The 19,937-nt window shown below is 69.1% G+C and carries 18 protein-coding genes; 11 read left to right on the forward strand and 7 right to left on the reverse strand.

Annotated features, from left to right (window positions below):
* Nucleotides 1–154 precede the first annotated feature (154 nt).
* The 5 genes from gap (at nucleotide 155) to EDF31_RS14085 (ending at nucleotide 3,888) form a co-directional block, all read left to right on the forward strand.
* Nucleotides 155–1,159: a type I glyceraldehyde-3-phosphate dehydrogenase gene (gene gap / locus EDF31_RS14065; RefSeq protein WP_111083958.1), complete on the forward strand. Its 1,005-nt coding sequence runs from the start codon at nucleotides 155–157 to the stop codon at nucleotides 1,157–1,159.
* Nucleotides 1,160–1,162: 3 nt separating this feature from the next.
* Complete coding sequence (locus EDF31_RS14070) at nucleotides 1,163–2,380, forward strand: phosphoglycerate kinase (protein WP_131846540.1); 1,218 nt, start codon at nucleotides 1,163–1,165, stop codon at nucleotides 2,378–2,380.
* Entirely contained in the window at nucleotides 2,377–3,156 is a 780-nt protein-coding gene (gene tpiA / locus EDF31_RS14075) for a triose-phosphate isomerase (protein WP_123294452.1), read from the forward strand. Before EDF31_RS14070 ends, tpiA begins: the two co-directional genes overlap by 4 nt.
* A gap of 108 nt (nucleotides 3,157–3,264) precedes the next feature.
* Nucleotides 3,265–3,516, forward strand: a complete 252-nt coding sequence (secG, locus tag EDF31_RS14080) for a preprotein translocase subunit SecG (protein WP_017887256.1) — start codon at nucleotides 3,265–3,267, stop codon at nucleotides 3,514–3,516.
* A gap of 3 nt (nucleotides 3,517–3,519) precedes the next feature.
* Nucleotides 3,520–3,888 (forward strand): RNA polymerase-binding protein RbpA, encoded by a 369-nt coding sequence (locus EDF31_RS14085; RefSeq protein WP_027465686.1) that lies wholly within the window; start codon nucleotides 3,520–3,522, stop codon nucleotides 3,886–3,888.
* 455 nt (nucleotides 3,889–4,343) lie between these two features.
* On the opposite strand, the gene pgl is transcribed toward EDF31_RS14085, so the two are convergent.
* The 6 genes from pgl to tkt form a co-directional block, all read right to left on the reverse strand.
* Nucleotides 4,344–5,114, reverse strand: a complete 771-nt coding sequence (gene pgl / locus EDF31_RS14090) for a 6-phosphogluconolactonase (RefSeq protein ID WP_111083960.1) — start codon at nucleotides 5,112–5,114, stop codon at nucleotides 4,344–4,346.
* Nucleotides 5,115–5,212: 98 nt separating this feature from the next.
* On the reverse strand, nucleotides 5,213–6,157 hold the full coding sequence (locus EDF31_RS14095; RefSeq protein ID WP_111083961.1) for a glucose-6-phosphate dehydrogenase assembly protein OpcA: 945 nt from the start codon (nucleotides 6,155–6,157) through the stop codon (nucleotides 5,213–5,215).
* A complete protein-coding gene (gene zwf, locus EDF31_RS14100) occupies nucleotides 6,154–7,692 on the reverse strand; it encodes a glucose-6-phosphate dehydrogenase (RefSeq protein ID WP_111083962.1) in 1,539 nt (512 codons plus the stop codon). The genes EDF31_RS14095 and zwf overlap by 4 nt, the downstream gene beginning before the upstream one ends.
* Before the next feature lie 22 nt (nucleotides 7,693–7,714).
* On the reverse strand, nucleotides 7,715–9,313 hold the full coding sequence (locus tag EDF31_RS14105) for a glucose-6-phosphate isomerase (protein ID WP_131846541.1): 1,599 nt from the start codon (nucleotides 9,311–9,313) through the stop codon (nucleotides 7,715–7,717).
* Entirely contained in the window at nucleotides 9,313–10,425 is a 1,113-nt protein-coding gene (tal, locus tag EDF31_RS14110) for a transaldolase (RefSeq protein WP_123294374.1), read from the reverse strand. The genes EDF31_RS14105 and tal overlap by 1 nt, the downstream gene beginning before the upstream one ends.
* Before the next feature lie 127 nt (nucleotides 10,426–10,552).
* Nucleotides 10,553–12,646, reverse strand: coding sequence for a transketolase (tkt, locus tag EDF31_RS14115; protein ID WP_131846542.1), 2,094 nt, complete (start codon nucleotides 12,644–12,646; stop codon nucleotides 10,553–10,555).
* 445 nt (nucleotides 12,647–13,091) lie between these two features.
* Between tkt and EDF31_RS14120 the strand changes: the two genes are divergently transcribed.
* A complete protein-coding gene (locus EDF31_RS14120) occupies nucleotides 13,092–14,018 on the forward strand; it encodes a heme o synthase (protein WP_111083966.1) in 927 nt (308 codons plus the stop codon).
* A 361-nt stretch (nucleotides 14,019–14,379) separates the two neighbouring features.
* Here the strand turns inward: EDF31_RS14120 and EDF31_RS14125 are convergent, their stop codons facing one another.
* On the reverse strand, nucleotides 14,380–15,357 hold the full coding sequence (locus tag EDF31_RS14125; RefSeq protein ID WP_131846543.1) for a COX15/CtaA family protein: 978 nt from the start codon (nucleotides 15,355–15,357) through the stop codon (nucleotides 14,380–14,382).
* A gap of 252 nt (nucleotides 15,358–15,609) precedes the next feature.
* Here EDF31_RS14125 and sufB point away from each other — a divergent pair, with 252 nt between their 5' ends.
* From sufB to EDF31_RS14150, 5 genes are all read left to right on the forward strand, one after another.
* Nucleotides 15,610–17,028 carry a Fe-S cluster assembly protein SufB gene (sufB, locus tag EDF31_RS14130; RefSeq protein WP_111083968.1) on the forward strand — a complete coding sequence of 473 codons (1,419 nt, stop codon included), beginning with the start codon at nucleotides 15,610–15,612 and terminating at the stop codon, nucleotides 17,026–17,028.
* On the forward strand, nucleotides 17,029–18,294 hold the full coding sequence (gene sufD / locus EDF31_RS14135; RefSeq protein WP_123339674.1) for a Fe-S cluster assembly protein SufD: 1,266 nt from the start codon (nucleotides 17,029–17,031) through the stop codon (nucleotides 18,292–18,294). It abuts the gene before it with no gap.
* A complete protein-coding gene (locus tag EDF31_RS14140; protein WP_111083970.1) occupies nucleotides 18,294–18,620 on the forward strand; it encodes a non-heme iron oxygenase ferredoxin subunit in 327 nt (108 codons plus the stop codon). Before sufD ends, EDF31_RS14140 begins: the two co-directional genes overlap by 1 nt.
* A 71-nt stretch (nucleotides 18,621–18,691) precedes the next feature.
* Complete coding sequence (gene sufC, locus EDF31_RS14145) at nucleotides 18,692–19,474, forward strand: Fe-S cluster assembly ATPase SufC (protein WP_111083971.1); 783 nt, start codon at nucleotides 18,692–18,694, stop codon at nucleotides 19,472–19,474.
* Nucleotides 19,474–19,803, forward strand: a complete 330-nt coding sequence (locus EDF31_RS14150) for a metal-sulfur cluster assembly factor (protein WP_111083972.1) — start codon at nucleotides 19,474–19,476, stop codon at nucleotides 19,801–19,803. Before sufC ends, EDF31_RS14150 begins: the two co-directional genes overlap by 1 nt.
* Nucleotides 19,804–19,937: the final 134 nt, after the last annotated feature.

Genomic DNA, 19,937 nt, shown 5'->3' on the forward strand with positions numbered 1-19,937 from the left:
CGGACCGTCACACCGCACTGCCTGGCAGGGTCCGACTGCTAGGGTCGTTACGGCGACGTTACGGGGCGTATCGTCCACCACACGCGGGCCCGACAGGGCCAGCGCCCTCCGAAAGCAGCGCCCCTCGGGCGCTCCACACCCACCAGGAGATCCATTGACCGTCAAGATCGGTATCAACGGCTTCGGCCGTATCGGCCGCAACTTCTTCCGGGCCGCCCTCGCGAAGGGCTCCGACCTCGAGATCGTGGCGGTGAACGACCTCACCGACAACGCCGCGCTGGCGAACCTGCTGAAGTTCGACTCCATCACGGGTCGTCTCGGCGTCTCCGTCGAGCTCGACGGCGACAACATCGTCGTCGACGGCAAAGCCATCAAGGTCCTCGCGGAGCGCGACCCCGCCAACCTCCCCTGGGGCGAGCTGGGCGTCGACATCGTCATCGAGTCGACCGGCTTCTTCACCAAGGCCGCCGATGCGCAGAAGCACATCGACGCGGGCGCCAAGAAGGTCATCATCTCCGCCCCGGCCACCGGTGACGACGTCACCATCGTCCTCGGCGTGAACGAGGACCAGTACGACCCGGCGAACCACAACATCATCTCGAACGCGTCGTGCACCACGAACAGCCTCGCGCCGCTCGCCAAGGTGTTCAACGACAAGTTCGGCATCGAGCGTGGCCTCATGACCACGATCCACGCCTACACCGCCGACCAGAACCTGCAGGACGGCCCGCACAAGGACCCCCGTCGTGCCCGTGCGGCCGCGCTGAACATCGTCCCGACCTCGACCGGTGCCGCCAAGGCCATCGGCCAGGTCATGCCGGAGCTCGCCGGCAAGCTCGACGGCTTCGCGCTCCGCGTCCCGGTCCCGACCGGCTCGATCACCGACCTCACCCTCGAGACCAAGTCCGAGGTCACCGTCGACGAGATCAACGCCGCGTACAAGGAAGCCGCAGAGGGCCCGCTCAAGGGAATCCTGCTCTACAGCGAGGACCCGCTGGTGTCGACCGACATCACGACGGACCCGCACTCCTCGATCTACGACTCCGGCTTGACCAAGGTCATCGGCGGTCTCGTGAAGATCACCTCGTGGTACGACAACGAGTGGGGCTACTCGAACCGTCTCGTCGACCTGACCGAGTACGTCGGCGAGCGTCTGTAACACATGGCCCTCCGCACCCTCGAGGACCTCGGCGACCTCGCCGGCAAGCGTGTCGTCGTCCGTTGTGACCTGAACGTCCCGCTCAAGGACGGCACGATCACGGACGACGGCCGCGTGCGGGCGTCCCTGACGACCCTCAACACCCTCATCACCGCCGGCGCGCGCGTCATCGTGATCTCCCACCTGGGCCGCCCCGACGGGGAACCCAAGCCGGAGTTCTCGCTCGCGCCGGTCGGCCAGCGGCTCTCCGAGCTGCTCGGCAAAGAGGTCACGTTCGTCGGCGAGACCGTCGGCGACGAGGCGACCGCAGCCGCCGAGGCCCTCGAGGACGGTGACGTCCTGCTGCTCGAGAACCTCCGCTTCAACCCGGAGGAGACCTCGAAGGACGCCGATGCGCGAAAGGCCTTCGCGGACCGCGTCGCGGCACTCGGTGACGCCTTCGTCTCCGACGGCTTCGGTGTCGTGCACCGCAAGCAGGCCTCGGTCTACGAACTCGCGTCCGCGCTGCCCAGCGCAGCCGGTTCGCTCATCGAGACCGAACTGCGGGTGCTCGAGCGCCTGACCTCCTCGCCGGAACGGCCGTACACGGTCGTGCTCGGTGGCTCGAAGGTCAGCGACAAGCTCGGCGTCATCGACCACATCCTGCCCAAGGTCGACACGCTGTGCATCGGCGGCGGCATGCTCTTCACCTTCCTCGCGGCCCAGGGCCACGGGGTGGCGAAGTCGCTGCTCGAAGCCGACCAGCTCGACGTCGTCCGCGAGTACCTCTCGCGGGCGAAGGAGCTCGGCGTGACGATCGACCTGCCGACCGACGTCGTGGTGGCCTCCGGGTTCTCCGCCGACGCGGCGCACGAGACGGTGGCGGCCGACGCGATCGAGTCGTCGTCGTTCGGCACCGACGGCATCGGCCTCGACATCGGTCCGGAGACGGCGGCGCGGTTCGCGTCGGCGGTGTCCGGTTCGAAGACGGTGTTCTGGAACGGTCCGATGGGCGTGTTCGAGTTCCCGGCCTTCGCCGCCGGCACGAAGACCGTCGCCAAGGCCCTGACCGAGGTCGACGGCCTCGGTGTGGTCGGTGGTGGCGACTCCGCTGCTGCGGTCCGCTCGCTCGGCTTCTCGGACGACCAGTTCGGGCACATCTCGACCGGTGGCGGTGCGAGCCTCGAGTTCCTCGAGGGCAAGTCGCTTCCCGGACTCGAAGCATTGGGGTGGTCCGCATGACCCGCACGCCGCTCATTGCGGGTAACTGGAAGATGAACCTGGACCACCTCCAGGCCATCGCCACGGTCCAGAAGCTCGCCTGGACCCTGAAGGACGCCCGCCACGACTTCGAGGACGTCGAGGTCGCGGTGTTCCCGCCCTTCACCGACCTGCGGAGCGTGCAGACGCTCATCTCGGCCGACAAGCTGCCGATCCACTTCGGTGCGCAGGACCTGTCGCAGTACGACTCCGGTGCCTACACCGGCGACGTCTCCGGCGCGTTCCTGTCGGCGCTCGACGCGCAGTACGTCATCGTCGGACACTCCGAGCGGCGCACGCTGCACGGTGAGACCGACGAGGTCGTCGCGGCCAAGACCGCCGCGGCCGTCAAGCACGGCCTCGTGCCGGTCGTCTGCGTCGGCGAGACCGGTGAGCAGCGCGAACAGCGCGGCGCCGGCGTCGTGCCGGTCGAGCAGCTCCGCGTCGTGCTCGACGCCGTGCAGCCGTCCGACATCGTGGTCGCCTACGAGCCCGTCTGGGCGATCGGTTCCGGCCAGGCGGCCACCGCCGAGCAGGCGCAGGACGAGTGCGCCGCGATCCGTCGCGGCATCGCTGCTGCCTGGGGCGACCAGGCCGCTGCCGACACGCGCGTCCTGTACGGCGGTTCGGTCAAGTCCGGCAACATCGCCGGGTTCCTCCGTGAGCCCGACATCGACGGCGCCCTCGTCGGCGGCGCATCCCTCGACGTGCAGGAGTTCGCGGCAATCGCCCGGTTCCGCCAGCACGTCGGGCTGTAGCCACACCGGCTGTCGTCGGGCTGTAGTCCGCACCACTCCCGTCCGTGTACCGGCCGTGCCCCGCGCGGCCGGTACACTGGTACGGCTGACTGACACGAAAGGTACGTCGTGGCGATACTCTCCGTCGTGCTGCAGGTCCTGCTCGCAATCACGAGCCTCCTGCTCACGCTCCTCATCCTCCTGCACAAGGGCCGCGGTGGCGGCCTCTCCGACATGTTCGGTGGCGGCGTGACGAGCAACCTCGGGGCGTCCGGCGTCGCCGAGCGCAACCTCAACCGCATCACGGTGATCCTCGGTCTGGTCTGGATCGTCTCCATCATCGTGCTCGGTCTCATCAACAAGTTCACGGCGGGGGTCTGATCCATGGCTAGCGGAGGCAGTGCAATCCGAGGGTCCCGCGTCGGCGCCGGACCGATGGGCGAACAGGACCGTGGGGTCCAGGCCGAGCGTGTGGCGATCTCGTACTGGGACGCCCTCGGCAACGAGGTCGTGCGGTACTTCGCCGCGAACCTGCCGGACGAAGAGATCCCCGAGACGGTCGATTCGCCGTCGAGCGGGCTCCCCGCCGGGCGCGACAAGGAGAACCCTCCCGTGGTCTCCAAGACGGAGCCCTACAAGACGCACCTCGCGTACGTGAAGGAACGTCGGACTGAGGAAGAGGCAGCGCAGCTCCTCGAGGACGCGCTCCAGCAGCTCCGCGAGCGTCGCGGTACCGCCGCCAAGAAGGCGTAGCGCCCACACACACTGACGAAGGCCCCCACACCGCGATGGTGTGGGGGCCTTCGTGCGCCGCGGGGGCGGGTGGCAGTGCTCACCGCGCGGGGGCTTACTCGCCGAGTGGTCACGACGCGCCGTATGCGGCTCGCGGTGGTGGCACGTTCTGTCGCCTGTGACGCCCGCAGCCGACAGTCCTTGACCGCTCGGCGTCGTGTCGGCGGGGTGTCGCAATCGTTCGGTTGCCGGGTGCCGCGCGGAGAGCCGGCTCGCCGAGTGGTCACGACATGCCGCGTGCGGTTCGCTGCGGCGGCGGGTTCTGTCGCCCGGGGCGCTTTCAGGCGACACTTCTTGACCGCTCGGCGCCGGCGAGCGGGTGTGGGGCGGCGGTGGGAGCGGTGGGCGCGACGGCACGACGGACGGGAGGCCCGGTGCCAGCTGGCACCGGGCCTCCCGTCAGTCAGGTCGCGCGTCTAGTACGTCGACGCGATGAGGTTCTCGGGGACGTCGCGCGCGGCGTCCTGGTCCACGAAGAAGACGGTGCGCTTGCGGCCTTGGACGCCGCCGACGGGGACGTCCTCGACCGAGGCGCCCGCCAGGGCGAGCCCGAGGACCGACGCCTTCTCGGCACCGGACAGGATGACCCACACGCGCTGCGAGGCGTTGATCACCGGGTAGGTGACCGTCAGGCGCTGCGGCGGCGGCTTGGGGGAGTCGTCGACCGACACGACGGCGCGGTCGGTGACCGTGAGCTGGGGGAACTCGGGGAAGAGCGACGCGGTGTGCCCGTCGGGGCCGACACCGAGCAGCGTGATGTCGAAGCGCGGAGCGACGGCACCCTCGTACGCGGCGTCCTGCAGCTCACGCTCGTACTGCAGCGCGGCCGCTTCGATGTCGATGCCGGCGTCGGACGCGGGCATCGGGTGGATGTTCGACTCCGGGATGTCGACGTGGTCGAAGAAGTCGGTCTGCGTCCCCGTGGTGTTGCGGTCGGCGTCACCCGCCGGCACCCAGCGCTCGTCGACCCACCACACGTGGACCTTCGACCAGTCGACGCTCTCGCGCGCCGGCGACTGGCCGATCGCGGCGAGGACGAGGGACGACACCGAGCCACCGCTGATCGCGATGTCGGCACGCTCCTGCTCGTCGAGCACGTCGATGATCTTGGTGATGAAGCGTGCGGCGACCGAAGCGCCGAGGGCCTGCTTGTCCGGGTGCACGAGCACCCGCCGTTCGTTGGTCACGTGACTCCCGTGTTCGTGGCGGCCGACCGGTCGTACGACCGCCTTCGGTCCGGTCGGGCCGCCTGCACCAGACAGACGACCCGACCGTTGTGGGGTGCTCAGCGGGCGATGGTCTCGCGCAGCTGGGGAACCCCGTGCTTGACGACGTCTCCGAAGAGGACGTCCGGGTCGAGTCTACGGAGTTCCTCGGCCAGGCAGTCACGCAGGTTGCGGCGTGGCAGCGACAGGTCGTGCGTGGGCTGACCGGGCATCGAGAGCGTCGCGACGTCCACCAGGGAACGCTCGAGGTCGATGGTGCCCGACTCGCGCACGAGCTTGACGCCGTGGATGCCGCTCGACCCGGTCGCACGGGGCGACGTGGTGACCGTCACCGGCACCTCGAGCTGGAGCTGCAGCCACGCGGCGAGCAGGATCGTCGACGGGCTGTCCGACGCGCCCGTCACCTCGACGCCGGTGATCGGCTCGTACGGCGGCTGGTCGAGCGCCGCGGCGAGCTGGTTCCGCCACAGGGTCAGTCGGGTCCACGCGAAGTCGGTGTCGCCCGGAACGTACGAGGCACCGAGGGCCTCGATCGCGCCGTTCGGGTCCTTCTGCGCGGCGGCGTCGGTGATCCGGCGCTGGGCGATGCGGCCCAGTGCCGAGGCCGACGGCTGCGACGGCGCGGTCTGCGGCCACCAGGCCACGACCGGGGCGTCCGGCAGGAGCAGGCCCGTGACCAGGCTCTCCTCGTCGGTCGCGGTCTCGCCGTAGGCGCGGAGGACGATGACCTCGCTGGCGCCCGCGTCGCTGCCCACGCGGATCTGCGCGTCGAGACGGCCGGGCGACTTCGTGTCGCCGTCGTTCTTCGACACGATGATCACGCGCATCGGGTGCTCGCGGGACGCCTCGTTCGCCGCCTCGATCGCTTCTTCCTCGTGGCCGAGGGCCGTCGAGATGATCAGCGTCAGGACACGACCGAGGGCGACGGCGCCGCCCTCTTCGCGGATGTGGACCAGCTTCTTCTGGATCTTCGAGACCGTGGTGTTCGGCAGGTCGATCTTCATGGACGCCTCCAGGTCCGGCCGTCGCGGGCGAGCAGGGCATCGGCAGACGCCGGACCCCACGTGCCGGGACGGTACTGCTCGGGCTGGCCCTGCGTGGCCCAGAACTCCTCGATCGGGTCGAGGATCTTCCAGGACAGCTCGACCTCCTGGTGCCGCGGGAACAGCGGCGGGTCACCGAGCAGCACGTCGAGGATGAGTCGCTCGTACGCCTCGGGGGACGCCTCGGTGAAGGCGTGGCCGTACCCGAAGTCCATCGTCACGTCGCGCACCTGGGTGCCGACGCCGGGGACCTTCGAGCCGAACCGGAGCGTGACGCCCTCGTCCGGCTGGACGCGGATCACGAGCGCGTTCTGACCGAGGGGGGACTGCGAGTTGCCGTAGACGTCCTCGGGGACGCGCTTGAAGACGATTGCGATCTCGGTCACACGGCGCCCGAGCCGCTTGCCGGCGCGCAGGTAGAACGGGACGCCCTGCCAGCGACGGGTCGCGATGTCGAGCTTGATCGCGGCGTACGTCTCGGTGCCGGACTCGGGGTTCATCCCGGCCTCGTCGAGGAACCCGAGCACCTTCTCGCCGCCCTGCCAGCCGCCCGCGTACTGTCCACGCGCCGTGGCGGTCGACAGGTCCTCGGGCAGCCGCACGGCGGACAGCACCTTCTCCTTCTCGGCACGCAGGTCGGCGGCCTTGAACGAGACGGGCTCTTCCATCGCGGTGAGCGCGAGGAGCTGCAGCAGGTGGTTCTGGATGACGTCGCGCGCCGCGCCGATGCCGTCGTAGTACGCGGCACGTCCCGCGACGCCGATGTCCTCGGCCATCGTGATCTGCACGTGGTCGACGTAGTTCGAGTTCCAGATGGGTTCGTACATCTGGTTCGCGAACCGGAGCGTCAGCAGGTTCTGGACGGTCTCCTTGCCGAGGTAGTGGTCGATGCGGAACACATCGTCGGGCGCGAAGACGCTCTCGACGATCGCGTTCAGCTCACGCGCGGTGCGGAGGTCGGAGCCGAACGGCTTCTCGACGACCACGCGGCTCCACGAGCCCTCGCGCTTCGCGGTGAGGCCGGACAGCTTCAGCTGCTCGGTCACCACCGGGAACATCTTCGGCGGGATGGACAAGTAGAACGCGTGGTTGCCCAGCGTCCCGCGCTCGGCGTCCAGGTCGTCGACGGTCTGCTTGAGCTGCAGGAACGCCTCGGGGTCGTCGAACGAGCCCTGGACGAAGCGGATGCCCTGTTCGAGCTGACGCCAGACGTCCTCGTCGAACGGGGTGCGGGAGTGCTCCTTGACAGCGTCGTGCACGAGCTGGGAGAAGTCTTGGTCCTCCCAGTCGCGACGGGCGAAGCCGACGAGCGCGAACCCCGGGGGCAGGAGCCCCCGGTTGGCCAGGTCGTAGACCGCCGGCATCAGCTTCTTGCGTGACAGGTCGCCCGTCACGCCGAAGATGATGAGCGTGCTCGGTCCCGCGATCCGGTTCAGTCGACGATCCGTCGGCAGCCGGAGCGGGTTGTGCTCCGGGGTGATTGCCACCGGTGACATGAGTCGGTGAACTCCTTACGAGTCAGTGGGAGACGGCGGAGGCGATGGCCGCGGTGGCGGCGCGCACGTCCGACGTTGTGAGGGTGAGGACCGGGCGGCCGTGCTGCGCGAGGACACTCGCGTCACCGGCTGCCTGGGCCTGGAGGAGCTGGCCGAACGTGAACGGCCGGCCCGGGATCGCCAGGTCGTCCGGTTCGTCCGCCACGATCTGCAGGAACACTCCCGTGGCGGGTCCGCCCTTGTGGTACTGCCCGGTCGAGTGCAGGAACCGCGGGCCGTACCCGAAGGTGACCGGCCGACGCGTGCGCGCCGCCAGGGCGTCGCGGAGCGTCTCGAGGTCACGGTTCGTGGTGCGGTCGACGTACGCCTGCACCGCCACGTAGCAGGTGGCGTCCAGTTCGGACAGGAGGCCCGTCACGGCTTCTGCGAGCGTCGTCCCGACCGGCAGTCCGGGCGTCGCGGAGACGGCGATGCCGTCCTCGGTGAACGCGGGTTCCGCAGGCGCGGGACGGTCGTCGAGCAGCGCACGGGTCGCGACCTTGGCGGCCTCGACGTCGGGCTGGTCGAACGGGTCGATGCCGAGCAACCGCCCGGCGACCGCGACGGCGTACTCCCAGACGAGGATCTGACCACCGAGCGTGCCGGTGATCTCGACCTCGCCCTCGGCGACGTGGCGCTCGTCCTCGCGCGAACCGACCAGGCGGATGACCTGGACGTCCGGCAGGGCTGCGGAGACCTCGGGGGAGTCGGCGTGCAGCACGACGGGCAGCAGGCCACGTCCGCTCTTGCCGGTCGACTCCGCGATCAGCTGCTCCACCCAGTCGCCGAACCCGACGATGTGGGTGCCGTCCGGCACGATGGCGATCTTGTCGCGCAGCGGGTCGGTACCGGCGAGGATCGCACCGAGCACGAGCCCGGGGTTCTCGTCGAGGTCGACCGACAGCAGCGCGGAGATGGCGTCGGCCTCGTCCAGCAGCTCGGCGATGTCCGCTCCGGCGAGACCGGAGGGCACCAGTCCGAACGCGGTGAGCGCTGAATAGCGGCCGCCGACGGTCGGGTCGGCGGTGAAGACCCGGTAGCCGGCGTCGATCGCGGCGGCCTCGAGCGCGGAGCCCGGGTCGGTGACGACGACGATGCGGCCGCTGGGGTCGATGCCCGCGTCGCGGAACGCCTGCTCGTAGACGCGGCGCTGGGAGTCGGTCTCGAGCGTGGAGCCGGACTTCGACGAGACGACGAGCACGGTGCGCTCGAGGTCCGTCGTGACGGCGGCGCGGACCTGCGCGGGATCGGTCGAGTCGAGCACCGTCAGCGGGACGCCGGCGGTGCGCGTGATGACCTCCGGCGCGAGCGACGAGCCGCCCATGCCGGCGAGGACGACGTGGTCGACCCCTTCGGCACGGAGCGACTCGCGCAGCGCGGTGATCTGGGCGACGAGCGGGCGGGAGACCGAGACGGCCTCCACCCAGCCGAGGCGCTTGGACGCCTCGGCCTCGGCGTCCGGTCCCCACAGCTCGGGGTCCTGGGCGGTGATGCCCGAGGCCACCAGGTCAGCGACGAGCCGCGGGACCACCGAGTCGATGGCCCGCGCGGCATCGCCGCTGGCAGCGATGGAAACCGTCACTACTTGGCGCCCTCGAGCGCGGTCTTCACGGTGTCGACGAGCTCGCCCCACGAGACGTTGAACTTGTCCACGCCCTCCTTCTCGAGCAGCGCCACGACGTCGTCGTAGTCGATGCCCTGCGCGGCGAGCTGGTCGAGGACCTGCTGCGCGGCGTCGAAGGTGCCGGCGATGGCGTCGCCGTGGATCTCACCGTGGTCGAACGTGGCGTCGAGCGTCTTGCCTGGCATCGTGTTCACGGTGTTCGGGGCGGCGAGCTCGGTCACGTAGAGCGTGTCGGGCAGCGACGGGTCCTTGACGCCGGTCGAGGCCCAGAGCGGACGCTGCGTGTTCGCACCGGCCTCGAGCAGGCCGAGGGCGCGCTCGGAGGCGAACGCCTCGGTCCAGACCTGGTAGGCGAGCTGCGCGTTGGCGATGCCGGCCTTCGACTTCAGGGCCTTGGCCTCGTCGGTGCCGACGGCGTCCAGGCGCTTGTCGATCTCGGAGTCGACGCGCGACACGAAGAACGAGGCGACCGAGTGGATCTTCGACAGGTCGTGACCGGCGGCCTTGGCCTTCTCGAGCCCACCGAGGTAGGCGTCGATGACGGCGCGGTAGCGCTCGAGCGAGAAGATCAGGGTGACGTTGACGGAGATGCCGGCGCCGATGACCTCGGTGATGGCCTCGAGACCCTCGACCGTTGCGGGGATCTTGATGAGGACGTTCTCGCGACCGACCTTCTCGAACAGGAACTTGGCCTGCTCGATGGTCTTGGCGGTCTCGTGGGCGAGGCCCGGCTCGACCTCGATCGAGACGCGGCCGTCGAAGCCCTTGGTCTCGTCGTAGATCGGCTTGAAGACGTCGGACGCGTTGGCGACGTCCTGCGTGGTGATCTCGAAGATCGCCTCGGTCACATCGGTACCGGCAGCGGCCAGCTCCTTGACCTGAGCGTCGTAGCGCTCGCCCTTGGCGAGGGCCGACGCGAAGATCGTCGGGTTGGTGGTCACGCCGACGACGTTCTTCTGCGCGATGAGGTCGGTGAGCTTGCCGGTCTCGAGGAGCTCGCGGGACAGGTCGTCGAGCCAGATGCTCACGCCGACCGCGGAGAGGGCGGCAGTGGGGGTGTTCTCAGCCATGTGTTTCTCTTCTTTCCTTCATCGGCCTGATGGCCGGGGTCTGGGGGACCGGGGGCGCGTGGCGGAGCCGAACCGCGCCTCCCGGCAGAAGGGCCGGATCCGGCGAACCGGACCCGGCCCCTGCGGGTCAGGAAGCCGCGATGGATTCCTTCGCGGCGGCCACGACGTGTTCCGTCGTGAAGCCGAACTCCTTGAAGAGCGTCTGGTAGTCGGCCGAGGCACCGAAGTGCTCGATCGAGACGCTGCGGCCCTTGTCGCCGACGATGTCGCGCCAGCTCATGGCGATGCCGGCCTCGACCGACACGCGAGCGGTGACGTCCTTCGGGAGCACCTGGTCCTGGTAGTTCTCGGACTGGGCGCGGAACCACTCGATGGACGGTGCGCTCACGACGCGGGCGTTGATGCCCTCGCCCTTGAGTTGCTCACGGGCCTCGACGGCGATCTGGACCTCGGACCCGGTCGCGATGAGGATCACGTCCGGGGTGCCGTTCGGCGCCTCGGCCAGGATGTACGCACCCTTGGCGACGTTCTTCGCCGAAGCGAAGACCTCACCGGAGGCGTCGCCCTCGCCACGCTCGAACACCGGCAGGTTCTGACGGCTCAGCGCGATTCCGGCCGGGCGGTCGGTGTGCTTGAGCATCTCGAGCCAGGCGTACGCGACCTCGTTGGCGTCGGCGGGGCGGACCACGTCGAGACCCGGGATCGCACGGAGCGACGAGACCTGCTCGATCGGCTGGTGCGTCGGGCCGTCCTCGCCGAGGGCGACGGAGTCGTGGGTCCAGACGTAGATCGCCGGGGCGCCCATGAGCGCGGCGAGACGGACCGCCGGACGCATGTAGTCGCTGAAGATCAGGAACGTGCCGCCGAAGGGGCGGGTGTTCCCGTGCAGGACGATGCCGTTGAGGATCGAGCCCATGGCGTGCTCGCGGATGCCGAAGTGCAGCACGCGGCCGTACGGGTCGGTGCTCCACGTCGACGTCGAGGCCTCGGCCGGACCGAAGGACTTGGCGCCCTCGATCGTGGTGAGGTTCGACTCGGCGAGGTCGGCCGAGCCACCCCAGAACTCGGGCATCAGCGGCGCGATGGCGTTGATGACCTTGCCGGAGGCGGCACGGGTCGAGACGGCCTTGTCGGTCGGGAAGACCGGCAGTGCTGCCTCGAGGTCCGCGGGGAGCTCCTTGGCGTTGACGCGGTCGAACAGCGCCTTCTTGTCGGCGTTGGCAGCAGCCCACGCGTCGAAGGTCTTCTGCCACTCGGCGTGCTGCGCCTGGCCCTTGGCGACGGCGCCGCGGGTGTACTCGAGGACCTCGGGGGCGACCTCGAAGGTCTTCGCGGTGTCGAAGCCGAGGACCTCCTTGAGGCCCTTGATCTCGTCGGCGCCGAGCGCCGAACCGTGGATCTTGCCGGAGTTCTGCTTGGTCGGCGACGGCCAGCCGATGATCGTCTTGAGGACGATGAGCGACGGCTTGTCGGTGACCTGCTGGGCGGCCTCGATCGCGGCGTGGAGCTCCACGGCGTCCTCGGAGTACTCGCCGGTCTTCTTCCAGTCGACGATCTGGACGTGCCAGCCGAGCGCCTCGTAGCGCTCGGGGACGCTCTCCGAGAACGCGATGTCGGTGTTGTCCTCGATCGAGATCTGGTTCGAGTCGTAGAACGCGATCAGGTTGCCGAGCTGCTGACGGCCGGCGAGCGAGCCCGCCTCGTTCGTCACGCCCTCCTGCATGTCACCGTCACCGGCGATCACGTAGGTGAAGTGGTCGAACGGCGACTGGCCGGCCGGGGTCTCCGGGTCGAACAGGCCGCGCTCGAAGCGCTGGGCGTAGGCGAAGCCGACCGAGGACGCGAGGCCCTGGCCGAGCGGGCCGGTGGTGATCTCGACACCGTCGGTGTGGCCGTACTCCGGGTGACCCGGGGTCTTCGAGCCCCACTTGCGCAGGTGCTGCAGGTCCTCGAGCTCGAGGCCGTAGCCGTGCAGGTAGAACTGCACGTACTGCAGGATCGAGGCGTGACCGGCGGAGAGGATGAAGCGGTCGCGGCCGATCCAGGTGGAGTCGCTCGGGTCGCGACGCATCACCTTCTGGAAGAGCAGGTGTGCGAGCGGCGCGAGGCTCATCGCGGTGCCGGGGTGACCGTTGCCGGCGGCCTCGACCGAGTCGGCGGCGAGAACGCGGGCCGTGTCGACGGCCTTCCGGTCGATGGCGTCCCAGGTGAATTCAGCCACTTGGATGTTGACCCTTCTTGATGCGACATGTGCGAGGGCTCGTGCCATCGCACGGACATGTGGCCATCCCGGGGCCGAGTCGTGTCGCCGTCTAGCGGCGGCCGACCGGCTCATCGCGGCCGACGTCATCGGGGCGCGCACTGCGGGAGGGCAGGTCCAGCATAGTGACCAGCCACTCAGAAGGGGTTCAGGTGACGCCCGATGTTCACGAGTCGGGTCACCCCGGCCCTCGTCCGCCGGGCGTGTCGTGCTCCGCGGCCCGTCGTTCTGCACGGGATGGCTGCACGGGATGGGGGAGCGGGGCATCATCGCGGCGCTTCTATAACGTAAACTGTCGACGACCCGTGGACATTCCGGGTCAGCGCATGCCCGGACGCCGCCGCAGTCGTCCACCGAGTGTGCGAGCTGATGCGAACAGACTGAGGTTCCCTTGCCGACTGCCACCGTGACCAGGCCCGACACCGATCGACCCCGATCGACGCTGTCCCGCAAGGTCCGTGCGTACGTCTCGTTGACCAAGCCGCGGGTCATGGAGCTGCTGCTCGTGACCACCGCGCCGACCATGTTCCTGGCCGAGCGTGGCGTGCCGGACCTCTGGCTCGTGTTCTGGACGATGCTCGGCGGCGCGATGTCCGCCGGTTCGGCGTCGGCCTTCAACTGCTACATCGACCGTGACATCGACCGCCTGATGAAGCGGACGAGCACCCGCCCGCTGGTGACCGGTGAGCTCTCGGACCGCGAAGCCCTCGTGTTCTCGTGGATCCTCGGCGTCCTGTCGACGGCGGTGCTCGGGTTCCTGGTGAACTGGCTCGCCGCGGCCCTGAGCGTCATCGCGATCCTCATCTACGTGTTCGTCTACACGCTGTGGCTCAAGCGCCGCACCCCGCAGAACATCGTGTGGGGCGGCTCGGCCGGCTGCATGCCCGTGCTCATCGGCTGGGCGGGCGTCACCGGCTCGCTCACCTGGGCCCCGGTCATCCTCTTCATGGTGATCTTCCTCTGGACGCCGCCGCACTACTGGCCGCTGTCGATGAAGTACCGCGACGACTACGACGCCGCCGACGTCCCGATGCTCGCCGTGGTCCGCGGTCGCACCGTCGTCGGTCTGCAGGTCGTGTTGTACGCCTGGGCGACCCTCGTCTGCTCGCTCCTGCTCATCCCCGTTGCGCACATGGGGCCGCTGTACACCGTGGTCGCACTGGCCGGTGGCATCTGGTTCGTCGTCGAGTCGCACCGGCTGTACTCGCGGGCGATCCAGCACGTCGAGCACGTGCAGCCGATGCGTGTGTTCCACAGCTCGATCACGTACCTGACGCTGCTCTTCATCGCCGTGGGCATCGACCCGCTGCTGCCGCAGGTCTTCACCTTCTAGGCACTGCGGGCCGCCACTGGGCGACGTCGTACGACGAACTCGATGTCGTACGACGTCGCCTTCGTCGTTGGTGCGCGTGCGCGACGGTTGCGCGCGCGGGGATGCGACGTCCTCGACGTCGTACGACGTCGAGGACGTCGTTGCGGGTCAGTACGGGACCTGGCGCGGCTGTGGACGTGCCCACCAGGCGGCCGGGAGGCGCGTGGCGGACACGGCCACGGGCCTCCCGGCCGCCTGGTGCCTGCGTGGGCGCGGGGCGCACGCGTGGCCCGGGATGCGTGTGCAACGAACGACACCCCACGAGTCGATCGACTCGTGGGGTGTCGCAGAACGGGAGTCGCGCGTGCGACGCGCCCGGGCGTCAGGCGGTGTCGAGTGGTTCGCGCACGGCCTCGCGACCGGCGCTGGCGCGCGTGGCGAGCACGACCGCCGTGGTGGCTCCGACGAGCAGCCCGGCGAGCACCATGTGCGTGCCCACCAGCCCGACGGGCAGGCCGGTGCGGGCCTGGGTCAGGCCGACGGCGATCTGCAGGAACTCGACGACGAGCAGCAACAGCGCCCACTTGCTCGAGATCCGGAGCCGGACGGCGCCGACGACGAGCACGAGGGTCAGCGCGAACAGGGCGTACGCGGGCCAGGCGTGCACGTGCTCCATGACCGCGGGGTCGAAGCCCGTGCGGTGCAGCATCCCGCCGTCGACGGCCTCGTCGGCACCGGCGTGCGGGCCGCTGCCGGTCGTCAGGATGCCGACGAGCACGGTGACCACGACGGCGGCGACCGTGCCGCGGACGACGCCGGTGTACCAGCCGGGAACGAGGCGGTGGCTGGTGCGGGGGCCGTGCATCGTCCGGTAGACCAGGGTCGCGGTGGCCGAGGTCAGGGCGGCGGACACGACGAAGTGCAGCCCGACGACGAACGGGTTGAGGTTCGTGAGCACGCTGAGCCCGCCGATGACGGCCTGGACCGGGATAGCGACGCCCTGAGCGAACGCGAGCCAGAACAGTTCGGGGCGCGTGCGGAGCATCCGGACGACCGCCAAGAACATCGCGATCGCCACGATGACGAGCACGAAGGTGAGCAGTCGGTTGCCGAACTCGATGATCCCGTGGATGCCCATCTCGGGCGTGGAGACGAGCGAATCGGCCGTGCACTTGGGCCAGGTCGGGCATCCGAGGCCCGACGCGGTCAGGCGGACGAGGCCGCCGGTACCGATCAACACGACCTCGACCACGAACGAGGCCCACGCCAGCGCGATGACCCGGCGGTCGACGACCCGGGGGAGCGACCACCACCGTGCGGTCCGGAGATCCTGGTCGACGGGGGGTCCGACGCGAGTCACGAGGGTGGTGCCTTCCTGTTGTTCCGTGCAGTGAACCTGTAGGATTCGAGGGTTCAGCAGCAGTCAAGTCTAGGCAGGCGCCGGCTCCGAATGGGCCGAGATCGCCGATCGATCCAGGGACTGCGTGGAACCATTGTCGTTGCGAGGGAGCAGCACCGTGTCCGCCTGTCGGCGGTCTGCGGTGGAATGGCGTCCAGACGCCACGGGTTCACACCTGAAGACGCTGCCCCGCGAGAAGGAAACGAGGAGACCATGTCCGACGTGCTCATCGACCGTCCCGAGCTCGAAGGGCTCGGGCAATACGAGTTCGGCTGGTCCGACTCCGACTCGGCCGGGGCCTCGGCCCGCCGTGGGGTCTCGGACGAGGTCGTCACCGACATCTCGAACCTCAAGCACGAGCCCGAGTGGATGCTCAAGAACCGGCTCAAGGGCCTGCAGCTCTTCGGCCGCAAGCCGATGCCGACGTGGGGTGCCGACCTGACGGGCATCGACTTCGACAACATCAAGTACTTCGTGCGCTCCACCGAGAAGCAGGCGCAGTCGTGGGAGGACCTCCCCGAGGACATCCGCGCGACCTACGAGAAGCTCGGCATCCCCGAGGCCGAGCGCCAGCGCCTCGTCGCCGGTGTCGCCGCGCAGTACGAGTCCGAGGTCGTGTACCACCAGATCCGTGAGGACCTGGAGCAGCAGGGTGTCATCTTCATGGACACCGACACCGCGCTCCGCGAGCACCCCGAGCTCTTCCAGGAGTACTTCGGCACCGTGATCCCGGCCGGCGACAACAAGTTCGCCGCGCTGAACACGGCCGTGTGGTCCGGCGGCTCGTTCGTCTACGTCCCCAAGGGCGTCCACGTCGAGATCCCGCTGCAGGCCTACTTCCGGATCAACACCGAGAACATGGGCCAGTTCGAGCGGACGCTGATCATCGCGGACGAGGACTCCTACGTCCACTACATCGAGGGCTGCACCGCCCCGATCTACAAGTCGGACTCGCTGCACTCGGCCGTCGTCGAGATCATCGTGAAGAAGAACGCCCGCGTTCGGTACACGACGATCCAGAACTGGTCGAACAACGTCTACAACCTCGTGACCAAGCGTGCGATCGCGCACGAGGGCGCCACGATGGAGTGGATCGACGGCAACATCGGCTCCAAGGTGACGATGAAGTACCCGTCGATCTACCTCGCCGGTGAGCACGCCAAGGGCGAGACCCTGTCCGTCGCGTTCGCCGGCCCCGGCCAGCACCAGGACGCCGGCGCGAAGATGATCCACATGGCGCCGTACACGACGTCGTCGATCGTCTCGAAGTCGATCGCCCGTGGCGGCGGTCGTGCGGGCTACCGCGGCGAGGTCCGCGTGGACCCGGCGGCGCACCACGCGGCGAACACTGTGCGGTGTGACGCGCTGCTCGTCGACACGATCAGCCGGAGCGACACGTACCCGGCGATCGACATCCGCGTCGACGACGTCCAGCTCGGGCACGAGGCCACGGTCTCGCGCGTGAGCGAGGAGCAGCTCTTCTACCTGATGTCCCGCGGCATGGCCGAGGACGAAGCGATGGCGATGATCGTCCGTGGCTTCATCGAGCCGATCGCCCGCGAGCTCCCGATGGAGTACGCGCTCGAACTCAACAAGCTCATCGAGATGAGCATGGAAGGATCCGTCGGCTAGATGTCCAGCACCACCCCTCCCCACATCGACCAGCCGATCGAGCCCGCGGCACCCGCCCAGGGTGCCGAACAGCACGGCGCCGGAGCCCACTCCGACGGCGGCTGGGACGCCCCGGACAAGAAGATCCCGGTCCAGACCCGCTCCGAGCGGTTCCAGTCCGGCGACCTCGAGGCGTTCCCGACCGTCACCGGCCGCGAGGTGAACTGGAAGTTCGCGCCCCTGGCGAAGCTCCAGCCGCTCCTCGACGGTGGCCTCGACGGATCCGCCTACCGGTTCCTCGCCCGCCAGTCCGACGGTGCCGACGTCGAGTGGGGTCGCAGCGACGACCCCCGCGTCGGGACCGCCGGTCTGCCCGAGGACCGTGCAGCGGCCGCTGCGTGGACCGCGCGCGACGCCGTCCTCGCCGTCACCATCACGGCGACCGAGGCGCACGAGTTCATCACCATCACGCGTTCCGACTTCGGCACGCAGCCCCGCGCGGCGCACACGGTCATCACGGCCGAGCCGCACGCCCAGGGCATCGTCGTGCTCGACAACCGCGGCAGCGCACTGCTCAGCGAGAACATCGAGATCGTCGTGCAGGACGGCGCACGCCTGACCGTCGTCAGCCTGCAGGACTGGGACGACGACGCGGTGCACGTCTCGACGCACTTCGCCGAGGTCGGCCGCGACGCCTTCCTGAAGCACGTCGTGGTCTCCCTCGGCGGCGACGTCATCCGGGTCAACCCCTCGACGCACCTCGGTGCGCAGGGCGCCGACACCGAGATGTACGGCGTGTACTTCGCCGACGCCGGTCAGTACATCGAGCAGCAGGTCTACGTGAACCACGACGCGCCGAACACGCGCGGTCGGGTCAACTACAAGGGCGCGCTGCAGGGCAAGGGCGCGCACACCGTGTGGATCGGTGACGTGCTCATCGGTCGCGCCGGTGACGGCACCGACTCGTACGAGCAGAACCGCAACCTCGTGCTGACCGACGGCACCCGTGCCGACAGCATCCCGAACCTCGAGATCGAGACGGGCAACATCGAGGGTGCCGGCCACGCGAGTGCGACCGGTCGCTTCGACGACGAGCAGCTGTTCTACCTGCAGGCCCGCGGTATCCCCGAGGAAGAAGCGCGCCGTCTCGTCGTGCTCGGCTTCCTGGTCGAGGTCATCCAGAAGATCGGTGCGCCCGAGCTCGAGGAACGACTCATCGCCGCGGTCGAGCAGGAGCTCGCCGAAGGACGCTCGGTGATCGTCGCGCCGGCGGAGGCCGACGCCTGATGCCCACGAAGGTCTGCGCGGAGTCCGAGATCGCGGTGGACAGCCCCATGCGCGCCGTCGTCGACGGCACCGCGGTGGCCATCGTGAAGGACTCGTCCGGCACCGTGCACGCCATCGGCGACACGTGCACCCACGGGGACATCTCGCTGGCCGAGGGGTTCATCGAGGGCGACACGCTCGAGTGCTGGGCCCACGGCTCCCGCTTCTCGCTCGCCACGGGGAAGCCGCAGAACTTCCCGGCGTACGAGCCCGTCCCGGTGTTCCGGGTCGAGGTGCGCGAGGGTGACGTCTACGTCGACGTGCACGACCCCGTGCCCGTCGACTGACACCGCCTCGCGGCCCCCACACTTTCCGCGGCCCGTCCGCGACACGACAGAAAACCGAAGGAACCCACGCAATGTCCACTCTGGAAATCCGCGACCTCCAGGTCTCGATCGACACCGATCAGGGCACCAAGGAGATCCTCAAGGGTGTCGACCTCACGATCAACGAGGGCGAGATCCACGCGATCATGGGGCCGAACGGCTCCGGCAAGTCCACGCTGGCGTACACGATCGCCGGTCACCCCCGGTACAACGTCGTCGGTGGCTCGATCACCCTCGACGGCGAGGACGTCCTCGCGATGAGCGTCGACGAGCGCGCCCGTGCCGGCATGTTCCTGGCGATGCAGTACCCGGTCGAGATCCCCGGCGTGACGGTGTCGAACTTCCTCCGCACCGCCAAGACGGCGATCGACGGCGAGGCTCCGGCCCTGCGCGGCTGGATCAAGGAGCTCCGCCAGTCGATGGCCGACCTCAAGATGGACTCGTCGTTCGCCGAGCGCAACGTCAACGAGGGCTTCTCCGGTGGCGAGAAGAAGCGCCACGAGATCATGCAGCTCGAGCTCCTCAAGCCCCGCTTCGCCGTGCTCGACGAGACCGACTCCGGCCTCGACGTCGACGCGCTGAAGATCGTGTCCGAGGGCGTGAACCGCGCCAAGGCCGCGACCGGCCTGGGCGTGCTGCTCATCACGCACTACACGCGCATCCTCCGCTACATCAAGCCGGACTTCGTGCACGTGTTCGTCGCGGGCAAGGTCGCCGAGCAGGGTGGCCCCGAGCTCGCCGACCGCCTCGAGAACGAGGGCTACGACCGCTACGTGCAGGCCGCGGCGGCGTCCGCCGCAGAGGCGCAGGCCTGATGATCGCGGCACTCGCCCCGGAGAAGTTCGACGAGGTCGTCGAGGGCCTGAAGGAGGTCCAGGACCCGGAGCTCGGCGTCAACATCGTCGACCTCGGCCTGATCTACGACCTGGCCTGGGACGACGAGGCCTCGGCGCTCGTGATCAGCATGACGCTGACGAGTGCCGGCTGCCCGCTCACCGACGTCATCGAGGGCGACACCGCGAACGCCCTCGACGGCATCGTGGACGCCTTCCGCATCAACTGGGTCTGGATGCCGCCGTGGGGTCCGGAGCGGATCACCGACGACGGGCGCGAGATGATGCGCGCGCTCGGGTTCGCGATCTAGTCGCGACCACACCGCAGACGGGAGGCCCGGTGCCAGCTGTGAACCGGTCCCGGTTTGTTGGACCGTGAAGTCAGATTAGGCCGCGAGGGCGTGAGCTCGGTATTGAACCGGGCTCATGCCCTCGAGTCGTGCCT

Origin of the sequence: Curtobacterium sp. PhB142, from assembly GCF_004341255.1 — a bacterium.
GTDB lineage: Bacteria > Actinomycetota > Actinomycetes > Actinomycetales > Microbacteriaceae > Curtobacterium.